Genomic DNA, 12,324 nt, shown 5'->3' with positions numbered 1-12,324 from the left:
ACGATCGGACTCGGACCAGGAACGAAAGGCCGAGCAATGGCCGTCAGTCGGCGACGTCGGTCTCGGCAGGATTCCAGGTACTGGGCAGCATCGGTGCTCGCACTCCTTCGCCGAATTCGTCACTCGTCGCCGCCGTCAAGCCCGTCGGCGTCGCGCCGGACCGGGATACGGCGCCGGTGAACCCGATGGGGCCGGCGCCGCTGCCGGAGACGCCGGATTCCCATTCCGGGGCGACGCCCAGGTCCATGTATTCGACGGCGTCCCCTTCTTGTTTACGTCGGCCGCGGCGCCTGCGTGCCTGCCGGGCCGCCGCCGTCGCAGCTGAGGCTTCTCGGGCAGTTGTCGATGCCTGTGCTGATGCCGTGGATTCAGCGCGAGTCTGACGCTGAAGCCACACGCTCGCGCCGATACCCGAGCCGTCACCGACCGCGTAGGGGAAGCCCGGGTCTGCGATCGGCGGCGGTGAGGTGGGCGGCGGAGCGGGCGACGACACGGTGCCGGTCGCTGCCGACGCGGGAGCACTTGCCGGTGCGGACGCCGGCGTCGCCGTCGAAGCCACGCTGGGCGCGGGGGTTGCCGCGGTAGCGGGCGTGGGCAGTTCCTGCGCCGCGGGCAGAGGTTCCGCGCCGACTGTCTCCGGGGCCACCTGGATACCGGCCAGCCCCGCAAATCCGGCCACCCAGCCGAGGTTGGCAATCGCCAGCCCCAACGCCGGCTGGATCAACGCCGGCGCGAACTGGCCGAGCACCGAAGCCAGCTGGGAGGCGTGAAAAGTCACGTCCGCCAACACCATCGGGAGATTGGTCAGCAGCGCAGCGGGATCGGTCAGCAAGTTGTTCCACAGCAATTCGAGATGCTCGCCCATCTCGGCACCCACGTCGAACCACCACTCCAGGTCGGTGGGGTCCAGATCGCCGTGGCCGTGGTCGTGATCGTGGTCATGGTCGTGATCGTGGTCATGGTCATGGTCGTCGTGATCGTGGTCGTCATGCTCCACGATCGACGGTGCGGGCGTGGGGTGCGGCGCTGACGTCGTCGCCACGTCGGACACGGCTTCGTACGTCGCCATCGCGGTGGCGGCCTGCACCCACATCCGGACATAGTCGGCCTCGGTGACCGCAATAGGAATTGTGTTGATACCAAAGAAGTTTGTGGCCACCAGCGCGGCCTGCGTGGCGTGGTTGGCGGCAAGTTCGGCAAGGGTGGGCATCGTGGCCAGTGCGACGCTGTACGCACCGGCGATGGCCTGATGTTGGGCCGCACGGGCGTTGCTTTCGAGACTGCTCTGGGTCAGCCACGCCAGATACGGGGCGTGCGCTGCCACATACATCTCGGCTGTCGGTCCCTGCCACGCCCCCGCATGCGTTGCGGCGAGGAGGGCGCGAAGTTCCTCGGCGACCGCCGTGTAGGTCGCGCCCAACGAGGTCCATTCAGCGGCGGTCGCGAGCAGCGGTCCTGGGCCGGGACCGCTGGTGAGCAAGGCCGAATGCACCTCCGGCGGCGACGCCATCCACACCGGCATTGCCATCACCAGTCCCTCCGCCCCGCTAACGATAATGAAAACTATGTTCATTAAGGTAGCAGCCCGGTCGGTGGCGCGAGAAAATGCGTTGCCAATCGAACGAAGCCTCTGGAAGATGCGACCTGCCTGCCACACCCCACCAGCGCGCCTCCAGGAGTTTCTTCAGTGCCCGAATTCTCACCGGTCATCACCGACTACTGGACTGCCGCGTTCAGCGGGAAACCGTTGCACGGCAACGAAACTGTGACGATTACCGTCAACCCGGACCGCGCGCACGACGAACGCGTCGCCATCCTCCGCACCGCAGGCGACGACCGCGTGTCGATCGCTGTAAGCCCTGCCATCGCGGACGTGTTGACCAATGACATTGCCGCACTCGGCAATCCGACCGAGGCCGACATCAGAGCCGCGCTCGCGGCCCGGGGCGTCGCGCTGAACGGCGCCGACAATGTGTTTTATCTCTCAGAATCGGCGGCCGACGACATCCTCGACGAGATAGCTTCGACCAATGTCCGACCGCTCACCGGTGGCGACGCCGACATCTTTGCGTCGTTCAAAGCGGCTGTGTCCGAAGAAGACTGGGACGGCGCGTACGTCGAACTCGACCACTGGGCAGTTTTCGGCGCGTTCGACGAACACGGACGCCTCGTCAGTATCGGCAGCATGTATCCGTGGGACGCGGAGTTTCCGTTGGCAGACATCGGAGTGCTGACCCTCGGTGCCGTACGCGGTCAAGGGCACGCAAAGACGTTGGTACGTGAGATGTTTCGCTATGCGCTCAACGAGGGCTACGAGCCGCAATACCGGTGCCAGCTCGATAACTCCGCCTCGATGAAGCTGGCGGCCAGCGCGAAACTGCAGCTGTTCGGACAATGGGAAACCGTCATGCCCGACGATGCGTGACGGAGGTTTTGCGTGGTGGTCCCGACTGGGATCGAACCAGTGACCTTCCGCGTGTGAGGCGGACGCTCTCCCCCTGAGCTACGAGACCGGGGAATCTCACCGATCGGATCGGTGCGACGACAGACACTAACACGTTCGGCGACCCGAACGGGAATCGCACCCCGACGTCTCCGGTCACACACGTCCGGCACCCGGGACCGCCCCCGCATCGCCTCAGGAGTCACGGGACACAACGCCCGCAACACCGGCCAAGACTCGGTCACCTGCGCGAACCAGCCCGTTTACCAGCGGTTTTCACGCGATTTGTGTCTGCTCGCATTCGTGCACTAATGTCTTGCATCGCAACGGACGAACAAAGTTCAACCGAAGCGAAACGCGGATGTAGCGCAGTTGGTAGCGCATCACCTTGCCAAGGTGAGGGTCGCGGGTTCGAATCCCGTCATCCGCTCGAAGGTGCGAATGGCATCAGCCCCAGTGGTGGAGTGGCCGAGTGGTGAGGCAACGGCCTGCAAAGCCGTGCACACGGGTTCGATTCCCGTCTCCACCTCCAAAAGGTTCAACCCGGCGCGATTAGCTCAGCGGGAGAGCGCTTCCCTGACACGGAAGAGGTCACTGGTTCAATCCCAGTATCGCGCACCAGAGTTTCAGAACAGACCCGGTTTCCGAACCGGGTCTTTCTTTTTCGCCCTGGCGGCTGCGCCGACAACCAGCAACCCGCAATATATTCGTACCTTCGCGCTGTTTTTTCTCGAATCCATGCCCAGTCCAGTGAAGATGGTTGTAGCGTCCAGCTCGCAATATCGGCATATTGCCGATCCGAGCTAACTCTCCGAGGTCGAAATGTTGCGTGCGTTGATCGTTGCTGCCCTGATCACTTCCGCCGGGGTGGCCATCGCCCCCGTCGCGCAGGCATCCGGGTACAAGAACTGTTCGGCGGCCCACGCCGACGGCCGCTACAACATCCCGCAAGGCGACCCCGACTACAAGGCATCCCAGGACCGCGACAACGACGGCATCGCCTGCGAAGGCTGATCAGCGCACGCTAGGGGCGCCGGTCACCAACCGGCGGCCACCTGGTCGTAGAAGATGCCCAGCCGGTCGATCCGCCACAGCTGCCCGTACCCGACGAGGACGGCGCCGAACACCGCCGGCCAGATGAGCAGGGCGGCGAGCCCCCACGTCAGCAGCGCGGCCCCGGCCAACGCGCCGACTATCCAAATTCTTTGCACCACAGCGAAACCCGCCGGCATGCGGGAACGGTCCTGCATCCACAGCCGTTCGCCGTAGATACCACGGGACGACCAGGCGACCGGTCTGTCGACAGGTGCGAACGCTTGCGGATTCCACCACAGCCACAGGACGACCAGGCCGATGGGCGCGAGGGCCCACCACCCGATCCAAACGCGGCTCCAGATCGCCAGCATCATCAGCGGGATGGCCGCGAATCGCGTCCATACGCTCCACGGGTTGGCATGGCGGCGCCAGGCCTCGTCGCTCATACCGGCGGCGCGGGCGTACTTGTCCAGAAGCTTCATCGGAGCATTCCCCTTGCCAAAGTGCGGATGGTTGCCTCGAGCACGTCGCCGTATTCGGCGCCGAACCTGTCGCGGTTCATCACCAGCAGCCCGACGGACCGTATGACGCCGAGCAGCGTCTCCGGCGCGATGTCGTCGACCAGGACGCCGGCGCGCTGCCCGGCCGCGAGGTGATCGAGCACAGGACTGACGATCTGCGGCAGGACCCGGGCGAGTTGTTCGGGCCCGACGCGGCGGGTGACCGCCGTCAGCTCGTCGGCACGCATCAGCAGCCGCCGGTACAACGGATCGTCGACGAGCACGTCCGTGATGGCGCGCATGAGGCCGACGAGGTTCTCCTCATCGACGGGCCGGCCCAGCGCCTCAGCGAGCCCGGCGCCGACCAGCGGGGCACGCCGGAGCATCACCTCAAGATAGAGCGACTCCTTCGAGTCGAAGAAGGCATAGAAGCTGCCCTTGGCAATCCCCGCGGGCCGGACAAGTTCGTCCAAGGACGTCTTCTTCAGGCCCTGGGTCGCGAACAGTTGCTCGGCCGTATCGACCAGGGTGCGCGCAATGCGGTCCTTCTCATCGGGCGTGAACGCCACTGCCATTGCTATGACTCCTTTGGTCATTCAGTCATAGCCTACGCGTTTGCAACCCATGGCACCAGGGCATCCCACAACCACCGATCGCCCCGAAGGCGCAGACACAGTGAACACCGGTGGATTTGCCTCACACGGTGCGTAACGATTTACTGCCATCCGCCGATGAACCAACTCGGCGCAGCGTTATCAATAGCCAGTGGGCGATGATGGCCTTCGGCCTAGCTAATTCGCAGGCCCGACATCCCCGCCTCGAGCGCCGCGGGTGACCAGCGCACTCAAGGGGTTGCGCGCGACGGCCATCAGGCCAGTTCATGCCGCTTATTGACCGCTCAACCGGGCATGGGACGCCGAGACCGCCGCGCCGCCACACCAGCCCCAGCAGGCAACAGCCGGCGGAACTCGCTCGTTTCTGTCAGCAAATCCGAATCTGCAAACGAGCAATTTGCGAAAAGTTCGCTCACTTGGTTGCGCCACACGCAAATGTGGACTACAAATGTTTGCTGTAAGCGAGTTTCGCTCCAGGAGGGACACCAATCATGGCTAACATCACCACCCGCATCGCAGGATCGATCGCTCTCGCTGGAGGCGCCGCAATCGTCGCGCTCGCCGGCGCCGGCGCAGCCTCCGCGGCCCCGACCCCGCCGCCGAACCCGATCCAGCAGATCGGCCAGTTCGGCACGCAGCTCAACCACGCGATCGGCCAGTTCGGTACCGACAACGAGCAGGCCCTGGGCAAGGCCGGCACCTACTACAACCAGGCCGCAGGCACTGCAGGCACCTACTACGAGCAGGGTGCGGGCCAGCTCGGCACCTTCGCCACGAAGCAGCTCGTCGGCCTGGTCGGCGGCGTTTTCGCACCGCAGCACTGATCCTCGCGCACGACGTCGTCAGGGCGTGGGCCGCAACGGCCCACGCCCTGCGCTGTTTTCTCCGCCACTCAGCGCTCCACACACATAGCTAGAAGAGCTAAACTTTGACGTCATGAGCTCAAAGACGTCGATCGCCGCCGCCGCGGCACTGGCCGTGGTGAGCTGGGGCGTATCGGCGGCCACCGCCGTGGCCGACCCCACGCCCGCCCCTCCGGGCCCCGCCGCCCCCGCCGGAGGACTGAAGACCAGCATCGACAGTGACGGACTGTTCATCGTCGGCAAGGACATCGCACCCGGTACCTACGCCACCGCCGGACCCGTCGGCGACAAGCGTTGCTACTGGCGGCGGATGAACAACGTGGACCCACACGCCAAGAACAACGTCATCGACAGCGCCATGACCGCCAAGCCCCAGGTCGTGCTCATCGACGAGACGGACAAGGCGTTCAAGACCAGCGGCTGCCAGCCGTGGCACGTCACCGATGCCGCACCGGATTCCGCCGGGCCGGGGCCCAACATTTCCCCGCAGGCCCGCGCCGCGATCGCGATTCTCGGCACCCTCGGCGGAGGCGGCGGTGCTCCTGCCCCGGCGCCGGCCCCGGCACCGGCGGCGCCTGCGCCGCCAGCTACCCCGTAGTAGTGCATCCTTAGCGGCATGGACGTCGACGCGCTGCTGCAATCGATCCCGCCGCTAGCGGTGTATCTCGTGGTCGGGCTCGTGATCGGGCTCGAAAGCCTGGGCATCCCGCTGCCGGGCGAGATCATTCTGGTCACGGCTGCCGTCATGTCGTCTCGGCACACCCTGGACATCGACCCGCTGGGCGTCGGACTGTCCGCCGCCGCCGGCGCCATCATCGGCGACTCGATCGGATACAGCATCGGCCGCCGCTTCGGCATGTCATTGTTCGAACGCCTCGGCCGCCGGTTCCCCAAACACTTCGGTCCGGGCCACGTCGCACTCGCTCGCCGGCTCTTCAGCCGCTGGGGCGTCTGGGCCGTGTTCTTCGGCCGCTTCGTCGCGTTGCTGCGCATCTTCGCCGGGCCACTGGCCGGAGCCCTCAAGATGCACTACACGCGCTTCCTGGCCGCCAATGCAGCCGGCGGAATCGTGTGGGCGTGCGGCACCACGGCCGTCGTCTACTACCTGGGCGTGGCCGCCGAGAAGTGGTTGGCGCGGTTCTCCTGGGTTGCGCTGCTGGTGGGTGGCCTGCTCGCCCTGACCGTGACCCTGGTGCTCAAAGAACGCACCGCCAAGGCCATCGAGCAACTGGAAACCGAGCACGACTGGGACACGCTGCGCCACTCGTAGCATCGTCAACTTGTGGTTGACGATCACCGATCGTCAACCTACGGTTGACGTATGTCTCCATCTCCTGAATCCGCGCACACCTCCACCCCCAATCCGATTGCCGGCACCATCCGCCTCGACGACCTGATCGAGGCGATCAAAAAGGTGCACGCCGAACCACTCGATCAACTCACCGACGCGATGCTCGCCGCCGAACACCTCGGCGACATCGCCGACCATCTCATCGGCCACTTCGTCGACCAGGCCCGCCGCTCCGGGGCGTCGTGGACCGACATCGGCAGCAGCATGGGCGTCACCAAGCAGGCCGCCCAGAAACGCTTCGTCCCCAAGGAACCCAGGCTCGACACCATGGATCCCAAGGACGGGTTCAGCCGGTTCACCCCTCGCGCCCGCACCGCCGTCGTCGAAGCCCAACAAGCCGCCCACACGTCCCGCAGCACCGAGATCACCCCGGACCATCTGTTGCTCGGACTGCTCACCGACCCGGGATCACTGGCCATGGTCCTGCTGAGCAACCAAGGCATCACCGCCGACCAGATCCGCGCGGCCGCCGCCGTACCCGCAGGCACCGCCGAACCCAAGGCCCTGATCCCGTTCGACGGCGCCGCCAAAAAGGTGCTGGAACTGACCTTCCGTGAGGCACTTCGGTTGGGGCACAACTACATCGGAACCGAACACATCCTGTTGGCACTGCTCGAATCCGAGGACGCGGACGGCCCGTTGACCCGTCTCGGCGTCGACAAGGGCCGCCTCGAAACCGAACTCGAGAGGATGCTCACCGACTTCGTCGCCGCCCAAAAATCAGCCGCGGAACAGCCCGGGCAAGCAGGAGTGTCCACTGACAGGGACGAAACGGCCCACTGACCTCCACGAAGTGGCCAGATCTAGTCCATTCCGGCGAGGCCATGATGGCGGTATGCCATCATGCGATGCAGTCATTACGGAGAGGACGCGATGAGCACGGGCGTGAACGGCAACAGGACCTACCGCTGGTTGGCGGGCTTGCTCGGTGCGTTGACCCTCCTGGCCGCCACAATGGCGCCATCGGCGGTGGCCGAGACCAGCATCGGCAACCTCGGCCAGACCCTCCACGTCGACTTCAAGGGCCTCGTTGCGGACGTCACCGTCCGCAGCGTGCAGCCATCGGACGAACCGCCGGGCTGGACCTGGAACGGTTCGCCACGCTGGCGCAATCAGGGCGGCCCCTGGAGGGCCGACGTCACCGTGCACGTCATCTCGACGCCCAATCCCCACTGGATGGCCTCGGGCGTCACTTTCAGTGGAGTCACCCCGTACGCCGACGCCTACGCGTCCAAGCACACCGACGACCCCAACGCGCTGGAACTCAAGCTGCTGAGCGCGCCCGCGGGCTCCACCGTCGACGGCGTCGTCTACTGGGACGTCTACCGCGGGCTGGTGACCAATGTGGTCATGCTCAACCCGGCCACCGGCACCCACCTGGCGCAGTGGAACATCTGGCAGCCGGGCGACCAGTTGCCCTGAGACTCCGACGATCGGACATAAACTGCCCCTGCCCCTCGCGGACAGGGGCAGTTTTGTGTTCGTGGGTAAGGAGATCCCGATGACGGTGCAGGTGCGGGTGGCGCAAGCCGAGGACGTCGCAGAACTGGCCCAGGTGGCCGCCGCGACGTTCCCGCTGGCCTGCCCGCCGTCATCGACGCCCGACGACATCGCGGCCTTCATCGCCGGCAATCTGTCCGCCGATCGGTTCGGTGAGTACCTGCGCGATCCCGAGCGAGCCGTGTTCATCGCTCACGATGAGGCCCGAATCCTGGGCTACACCATGCTGATTCGCGGCGTGGCCGACGACGCCGACGTCCAACGCGCCGTGCCGGAACGGCCGGCCGTCGAACTGTCCAAGTGCTACGTACTGCCAGACGTCCACGGCGGCGAGGCGGCCGCGACCCTCATGAACGCGTCGGTGGGGTTCGCCCGGGACCTCGGCGCGCGGTGCGTGTGGCTGGGCGTCAACCAGGAAAACCAACGCGCCCAACGCTTTTACCGCAAGCACGGGTTCGAGATCAGCGGCACCAAGACATTTCAGCTCGGTACCCGGACCGAGAGCGACTACGTCCTGGTGCGGCCGCTGTAGCCCTCAGGCGTGGAGCTGGGTGCCCTCATGGGTCAGCGCCAGCAAGCGGGACGTGGCCCGCAGGTACTTCTTGCGGAAGCCGCCGGCCAGCATCTCTTCACTGAACACGGTGTTCATCTTCTCCCCCGACGCCACCACGGGAATGCCCGCGTCGTAGAGCCGGTCGATCAGCGACACCAGCCGCAGGGCGACGGCCTGGTCGTAGACCATGTGCACACCGGTGATGAAAACCCGCTGCACGCCTTCGATCAACGCGTGATACCGCGACGGGTGCATGGTCGCCAGGTGCGCGCACAACGCGTCGAACTCGTCGAGCGTGGCGCCTTCGACGCCGACGGCCCAGGACCGCACCTCGTCTTCCGACGGCGGCACCGGAGCCGACGGCAGGGCGCGCTGGCGGTAGTCGGGTCCTTCGACGCGGACCGTGGTGAAAATGCTTGACAGCGTGTTGATTTCCCGCAAGAAGTCCTGCGCGGCGAAGCGGCCCTCACCGAGCTGTTCGGGCAGCGTGTTCGAGGTCGCCGCGATCGACACGCCGCGCTCCACCAGCGCCGAGAGCAGCCGCGAGATCAGCGTGGTGTTGCCGGGATCGTCGAGCTCGAACTCGTCGATGCAGACCACCACATAGTCGGACAGCAGGTCGATGCACTCGGTGAAGCCGAAGACGCCGGCCAGCTGCGTCAGCTCACCGAACGTGGCGAACGCGGCTGGGCCCGCGTTGGCTCCGGCCAGCGTGTAGTAGGTCGACGCCAAGAGGTGGGTCTTGCCGACACCGAAGCCGCCGTCGAGGTACATGCCGACCCCGGGCAGTGCCTCACGCTTGCCGAACAGCTTCTTCTTGCCGGCCCGCTGGCGGGCCGCGTCCTCGCAGAATTTGCGTGCCGAGACCACGGCCGCGGTCTGCGACGGCTCATTCGGGTCGGGCCGGTAGGAGTCGTAGCTGACGTCGGCGAAGGTGGGCGGCGGGACCAGTTCGGCGATCAGTCTTTCCGGCGTGACGGTCGGGTGACGATCGGTCAGGTGCGCTACTTCGCTGGCCCCAGGCATGAACGCACCATAGCGGCGTGTTGCAATGATCCACGTGTCCGATCCCGACGCTGCGACGCAGCTCACAGAGCTCAGCGCGGTAGGCGCTGCCTTCCCGGCCGGCGCCGAGACCGGCGACGACACGCTGCTGGCGCCCTTCTACAGCTACCCCGCCGAACTGGACCGGCCCTGGGTGCGCGCCAACATGATCTCCAGCCTGGACGGCGGCGCCACCGACGACGGCCGCGCCGGCGGCCTGGCGGGTCCCGGTGACCGGGCGCTGTTCGGTTTCATGCGCCAGCAGGCCGACGTCATCCTGGTCGGCGCGGCGACCGTGCGCATCGAGAACTACTCCGGCGCCCAGATGTCTGCGCCGCAGCGGCAGGCCCGTCAGCTCCGCGGCCAGGCCGAGGTGCCGCCGATCGCGGTCATCACGCACAGCGCCGACATCCCCCACGACGCCAAGTTCTTCACCCGCACCGAGGTACCGCCACTTATCCTCACCAGCCGCGACAGCATCGACGACACCTGCCGCCGGTTCACCGGGCTCGCCGAGGTCATCGACGCCTCCGGCACCGCCCCCGACCGGGTCGACCCGCACGTCGTGCTGCGCATCCTCGGCGAGCGCGGGCTGCGGCGGGTGCTCACCGAAGGCGGACCGTCAGTGCTGAACATGCTGATCGAGGAAGACCTGATCGACGAGATGTGTGTGACCATCGCGCCGATCCTGGTCGGCGGATTCGCCCGGCGGATCGCCTCCGGCCCTGGCGAGGCGCACACCCGGCTGCGTCGCAGCCACGTCCTCACCGACACCGCGGGCTACCTGTACACGCGCTACGTCCGCTGACGGATCCGCCGCACCGGCATCGCTACTGTGGTGGCCATGCGTCGCCGCCTGCTGCTCCCGGCCCTGAGCCTGTCGACCGTGGTGCTGTCGACGGTCGTCGCGGGATGCGCTCCGTTGCTGGCCGCCAACCCCCGGTACGTCACCGACTCCGGTGCCCGTCCGCAGGGCGCGGCGACCACCTCCAAGGCACCTGACGGCCCGCCGCCGATCAGTGTGCCCAAGAAGGACATGACGTGGCATGAATGCACGTCGCGGGTGTTCGGCGACGCGACGGTGCCCGCCGTGCCCGGCGTCATCCTCGACTGCTCTGACTACGACGCCGACCTCGATTCTCTGGGCGGCTCGTCCGGGACCGTCAGCATCGGCGTGGTGCGTGCCCGGCTCGCCAGTACGCCGGCCGACGCCGGCCCGATCGTGATGACCACCGGGTCGGACGTCCCGACCTCACATCAACTGCCGGTGTGGCTGCAGCGCGGCGGGGTCGACCTGCTGAAAACTCGCCCGGTCGTGGCTGTCGACCGCCGCGGTATGGGCATGTCCGCGCCGCTCAGCTGTGTGTCGAGCAATGATCGCCAGGACCTGCTGGACCAGGCCCAGTTCCTGTCGGGCGACGACCAGGTGGCCAACCTGGCGAAGGTCGCCACCTCGGCCACCACCGACTGCACCGACAGCATCGCCCCCGGGGAGTCGGCCTACGACAACGCGCACTCGGCCGAAGACCTGGAGCGGCTGCGCAGCACCTGGGACGTGCCCGCACTCGCCGTCCTCGGGATCGGCAACGGTGCCCAGATCGCCCTGGCGTACGCGGCATCGCATCCCACCAAGGTCTCCCGGCTGGTGCTGGACTCCCCCCTGCCGCTGGGCATCTCGGCGGAAGCCATGGCCGAGCAGCGGGTGAAGGGCCAGCAGGCGGCGCTCGACGCGTTCGCCGCGCAGTGCGTCGCCAACAACTGCCCGCTGGGCCCAGACCCCAAGGGTGCCATCGACGGCATGCTGGCCGAGGCACGCGCCGGACGCGGTGCCGGCGGCGCCTCGACAGCCGGTCTGGTCGAGTCGATCACCACGGCGCTGGGCTACCCGCGCGGCGACGGGCTCGCCAACACCCTGTCCCTCGCCGGAGCGCTGGCCGCGGCGCGCGGCGGCGACGCGACCGCCCTCAACGCGCTGAGTGCGACGGCCGAGGCGACGCGCCAGACCGACGGGCAGTTCGTCAACCGGTGCGACGACTCCGTCAACCGGCCCACCCCGGATCGCGTGCGTGAGCTGCTGGTGGCCTGGCCCAAGAAGTACCCGCAGTTCGGCGCCGTCGGCGCCCTCAGCCTGGCGCCGTGCCTGAGCTGGCCCAGCAGTCCCGCACCCGCGGCGCCCAAGGAGCTGAAGGTGCCGATCCTGTTGCTCGGCACTCACAACGACGCGATCGTCGGGGGCGACGGCGTGGCTGCCGTGGCCGCGATGGCGATCAACGCGGGCAACAACAGCCGTCGCGTGATGTGGCAGGGCACCGGCCACGGCACCGTCATCTACACGGCCTGCGCCCTGCCGCCCGTCCAGGGTTACCTGAACACCGGCAAGCTGCCGGACACCGACACGTTCTGCCCGGCCTGACAGGGCCG

General features: G+C 67.0%; 14 protein-coding genes, 4 tRNA genes and 2 pseudogenes. 15 read left to right on the top strand and 5 right to left on the bottom strand.

Features of this window, described 5'->3' with window-relative positions:
* Positions 1 to 43: 43 nt before the first annotated feature.
* Entirely contained in the window at positions 44 to 1,531 is a 1,488-nt protein-coding gene (locus ACWW1C_RS12060) for a PPE domain-containing protein (RefSeq protein WP_455983640.1), read from the bottom strand.
* 156 nt (positions 1,532 to 1,687) lie between these two features.
* Here ACWW1C_RS12060 and ACWW1C_RS12055 point away from each other — a divergent pair, with 156 nt between their 5' ends.
* On the top strand, positions 1,688 to 2,425 hold the full coding sequence (locus ACWW1C_RS12055) for a GNAT family N-acetyltransferase (protein ID WP_455983639.1): 738 nt from the start codon (positions 1,688 to 1,690) through the stop codon (positions 2,423 to 2,425).
* Positions 2,426 to 2,438: 13 nt separating this feature from the next.
* On the opposite strand, the gene ACWW1C_RS12050 is transcribed toward ACWW1C_RS12055, so the two are convergent.
* Positions 2,439 to 2,513 (bottom strand) — tRNA-Val (locus tag ACWW1C_RS12050).
* Between the two features lie 287 nt (positions 2,514 to 2,800).
* Here ACWW1C_RS12050 and ACWW1C_RS12045 point away from each other — a divergent pair.
* From ACWW1C_RS12045 to ACWW1C_RS12030, 4 genes are all read left to right on the top strand, one after another.
* Positions 2,801 to 2,873: transfer RNA gene (locus ACWW1C_RS12045), tRNA-Gly, on the top strand.
* Positions 2,874 to 2,901: 28 nt separating this feature from the next.
* A tRNA-Cys gene (locus ACWW1C_RS12040) sits at positions 2,902 to 2,975 on the top strand.
* Positions 2,976 to 2,989: 14 nt separating this feature from the next.
* Positions 2,990 to 3,064: transfer RNA gene (locus ACWW1C_RS12035), tRNA-Val, on the top strand.
* A gap of 201 nt (positions 3,065 to 3,265) precedes the next feature.
* The gene (locus ACWW1C_RS12030) at positions 3,266 to 3,457 is read left to right on the top strand and encodes an excalibur calcium-binding domain-containing protein (protein WP_135356918.1); all 192 of its coding nucleotides are present in this window, start codon (positions 3,266 to 3,268) and stop codon (positions 3,455 to 3,457) included.
* 23 nt (positions 3,458 to 3,480) lie between these two features.
* Here the strand turns inward: ACWW1C_RS12030 and ACWW1C_RS12025 are convergent, their stop codons facing one another.
* Both ACWW1C_RS12025 and ACWW1C_RS12020 read right to left on the bottom strand, forming a co-directional pair.
* Entirely contained in the window at positions 3,481 to 3,960 is a 480-nt protein-coding gene (locus tag ACWW1C_RS12025) for a DUF6653 family protein (RefSeq protein ID WP_455983638.1), read from the bottom strand.
* Complete coding sequence (locus ACWW1C_RS12020) at positions 3,957 to 4,553, bottom strand: TetR/AcrR family transcriptional regulator (RefSeq protein ID WP_455983637.1); 597 nt, start codon at positions 4,551 to 4,553, stop codon at positions 3,957 to 3,959. The genes ACWW1C_RS12025 and ACWW1C_RS12020 overlap by 4 nt, the downstream gene beginning before the upstream one ends.
* A 530-nt stretch (positions 4,554 to 5,083) precedes the next feature.
* On the opposite strand from ACWW1C_RS12020, the gene ACWW1C_RS12015 reads away from it, so the two are divergent.
* The 8 genes and pseudogenes from ACWW1C_RS12015 (at position 5,084) to ACWW1C_RS11980 (ending at position 8,838) form a co-directional block, all read left to right on the top strand.
* Positions 5,084 to 5,416 carry a hypothetical protein gene (locus tag ACWW1C_RS12015; RefSeq protein WP_455983636.1) on the top strand — a complete coding sequence of 111 codons (333 nt, stop codon included), beginning with the start codon at positions 5,084 to 5,086 and terminating at the stop codon, positions 5,414 to 5,416.
* A gap of 112 nt (positions 5,417 to 5,528) precedes the next feature.
* On the top strand, positions 5,529 to 6,053 hold the full coding sequence (locus ACWW1C_RS12010; protein ID WP_455983635.1) for a hypothetical protein: 525 nt from the start codon (positions 5,529 to 5,531) through the stop codon (positions 6,051 to 6,053).
* 18 nt (positions 6,054 to 6,071) lie between these two features.
* Positions 6,072 to 6,725, top strand: a complete 654-nt coding sequence (locus ACWW1C_RS12005; RefSeq protein ID WP_455983634.1) for a DedA family protein — start codon at positions 6,072 to 6,074, stop codon at positions 6,723 to 6,725.
* Between the two features lie 51 nt (positions 6,726 to 6,776).
* Positions 6,777 to 7,214: pseudogene (locus tag ACWW1C_RS12000) on the top strand (Clp protease N-terminal domain-containing protein); the annotation flags it as partial.
* A gap of 93 nt (positions 7,215 to 7,307) precedes the next feature.
* A pseudogene (locus ACWW1C_RS11995) lies at positions 7,308 to 7,419 on the top strand (Clp protease N-terminal domain-containing protein); the annotation flags it as partial.
* Positions 7,410 to 7,589: a hypothetical protein gene (locus tag ACWW1C_RS11990; protein WP_455984248.1), complete on the top strand. Its 180-nt coding sequence runs from the start codon at positions 7,410 to 7,412 to the stop codon at positions 7,587 to 7,589. The pseudogene ACWW1C_RS11995 and the gene ACWW1C_RS11990, both read left to right, overlap by 10 nt.
* Positions 7,590 to 7,679: 90 nt before the next feature.
* Positions 7,680 to 8,228: a hypothetical protein gene (locus tag ACWW1C_RS11985; RefSeq protein ID WP_455983633.1), complete on the top strand. Its 549-nt coding sequence runs from the start codon at positions 7,680 to 7,682 to the stop codon at positions 8,226 to 8,228.
* Between the two features lie 79 nt (positions 8,229 to 8,307).
* On the top strand, positions 8,308 to 8,838 hold the full coding sequence (locus ACWW1C_RS11980) for an N-acetyltransferase family protein (RefSeq protein WP_455983632.1): 531 nt from the start codon (positions 8,308 to 8,310) through the stop codon (positions 8,836 to 8,838).
* 3 nt (positions 8,839 to 8,841) lie between these two features.
* Here the strand turns inward: ACWW1C_RS11980 and zapE are convergent, their stop codons facing one another.
* Positions 8,842 to 9,885 carry a cell division protein ZapE gene (gene zapE / locus ACWW1C_RS11975; protein WP_455983631.1) on the bottom strand — a complete coding sequence of 348 codons (1,044 nt, stop codon included), beginning with the start codon at positions 9,883 to 9,885 and terminating at the stop codon, positions 8,842 to 8,844.
* A gap of 34 nt (positions 9,886 to 9,919) precedes the next feature.
* On the opposite strand from zapE, the gene ACWW1C_RS11970 reads away from it, so the two are divergent.
* On the top strand, positions 9,920 to 10,711 hold the full coding sequence (locus tag ACWW1C_RS11970; RefSeq protein WP_455983630.1) for a pyrimidine reductase family protein: 792 nt from the start codon (positions 9,920 to 9,922) through the stop codon (positions 10,709 to 10,711).
* A 36-nt stretch (positions 10,712 to 10,747) separates the two neighbouring features.
* Positions 10,748 to 12,316, top strand: a complete 1,569-nt coding sequence (locus ACWW1C_RS11965) for an alpha/beta fold hydrolase (protein ID WP_455983629.1) — start codon at positions 10,748 to 10,750, stop codon at positions 12,314 to 12,316.
* The last annotated feature ends 8 nt before the right edge of the window (positions 12,317 to 12,324 follow it).

The organism is Mycobacterium sp. HM-7 (assembly GCF_053852335.1).
This window is presented reverse-complemented; position numbering and strand designations above follow the sequence as displayed.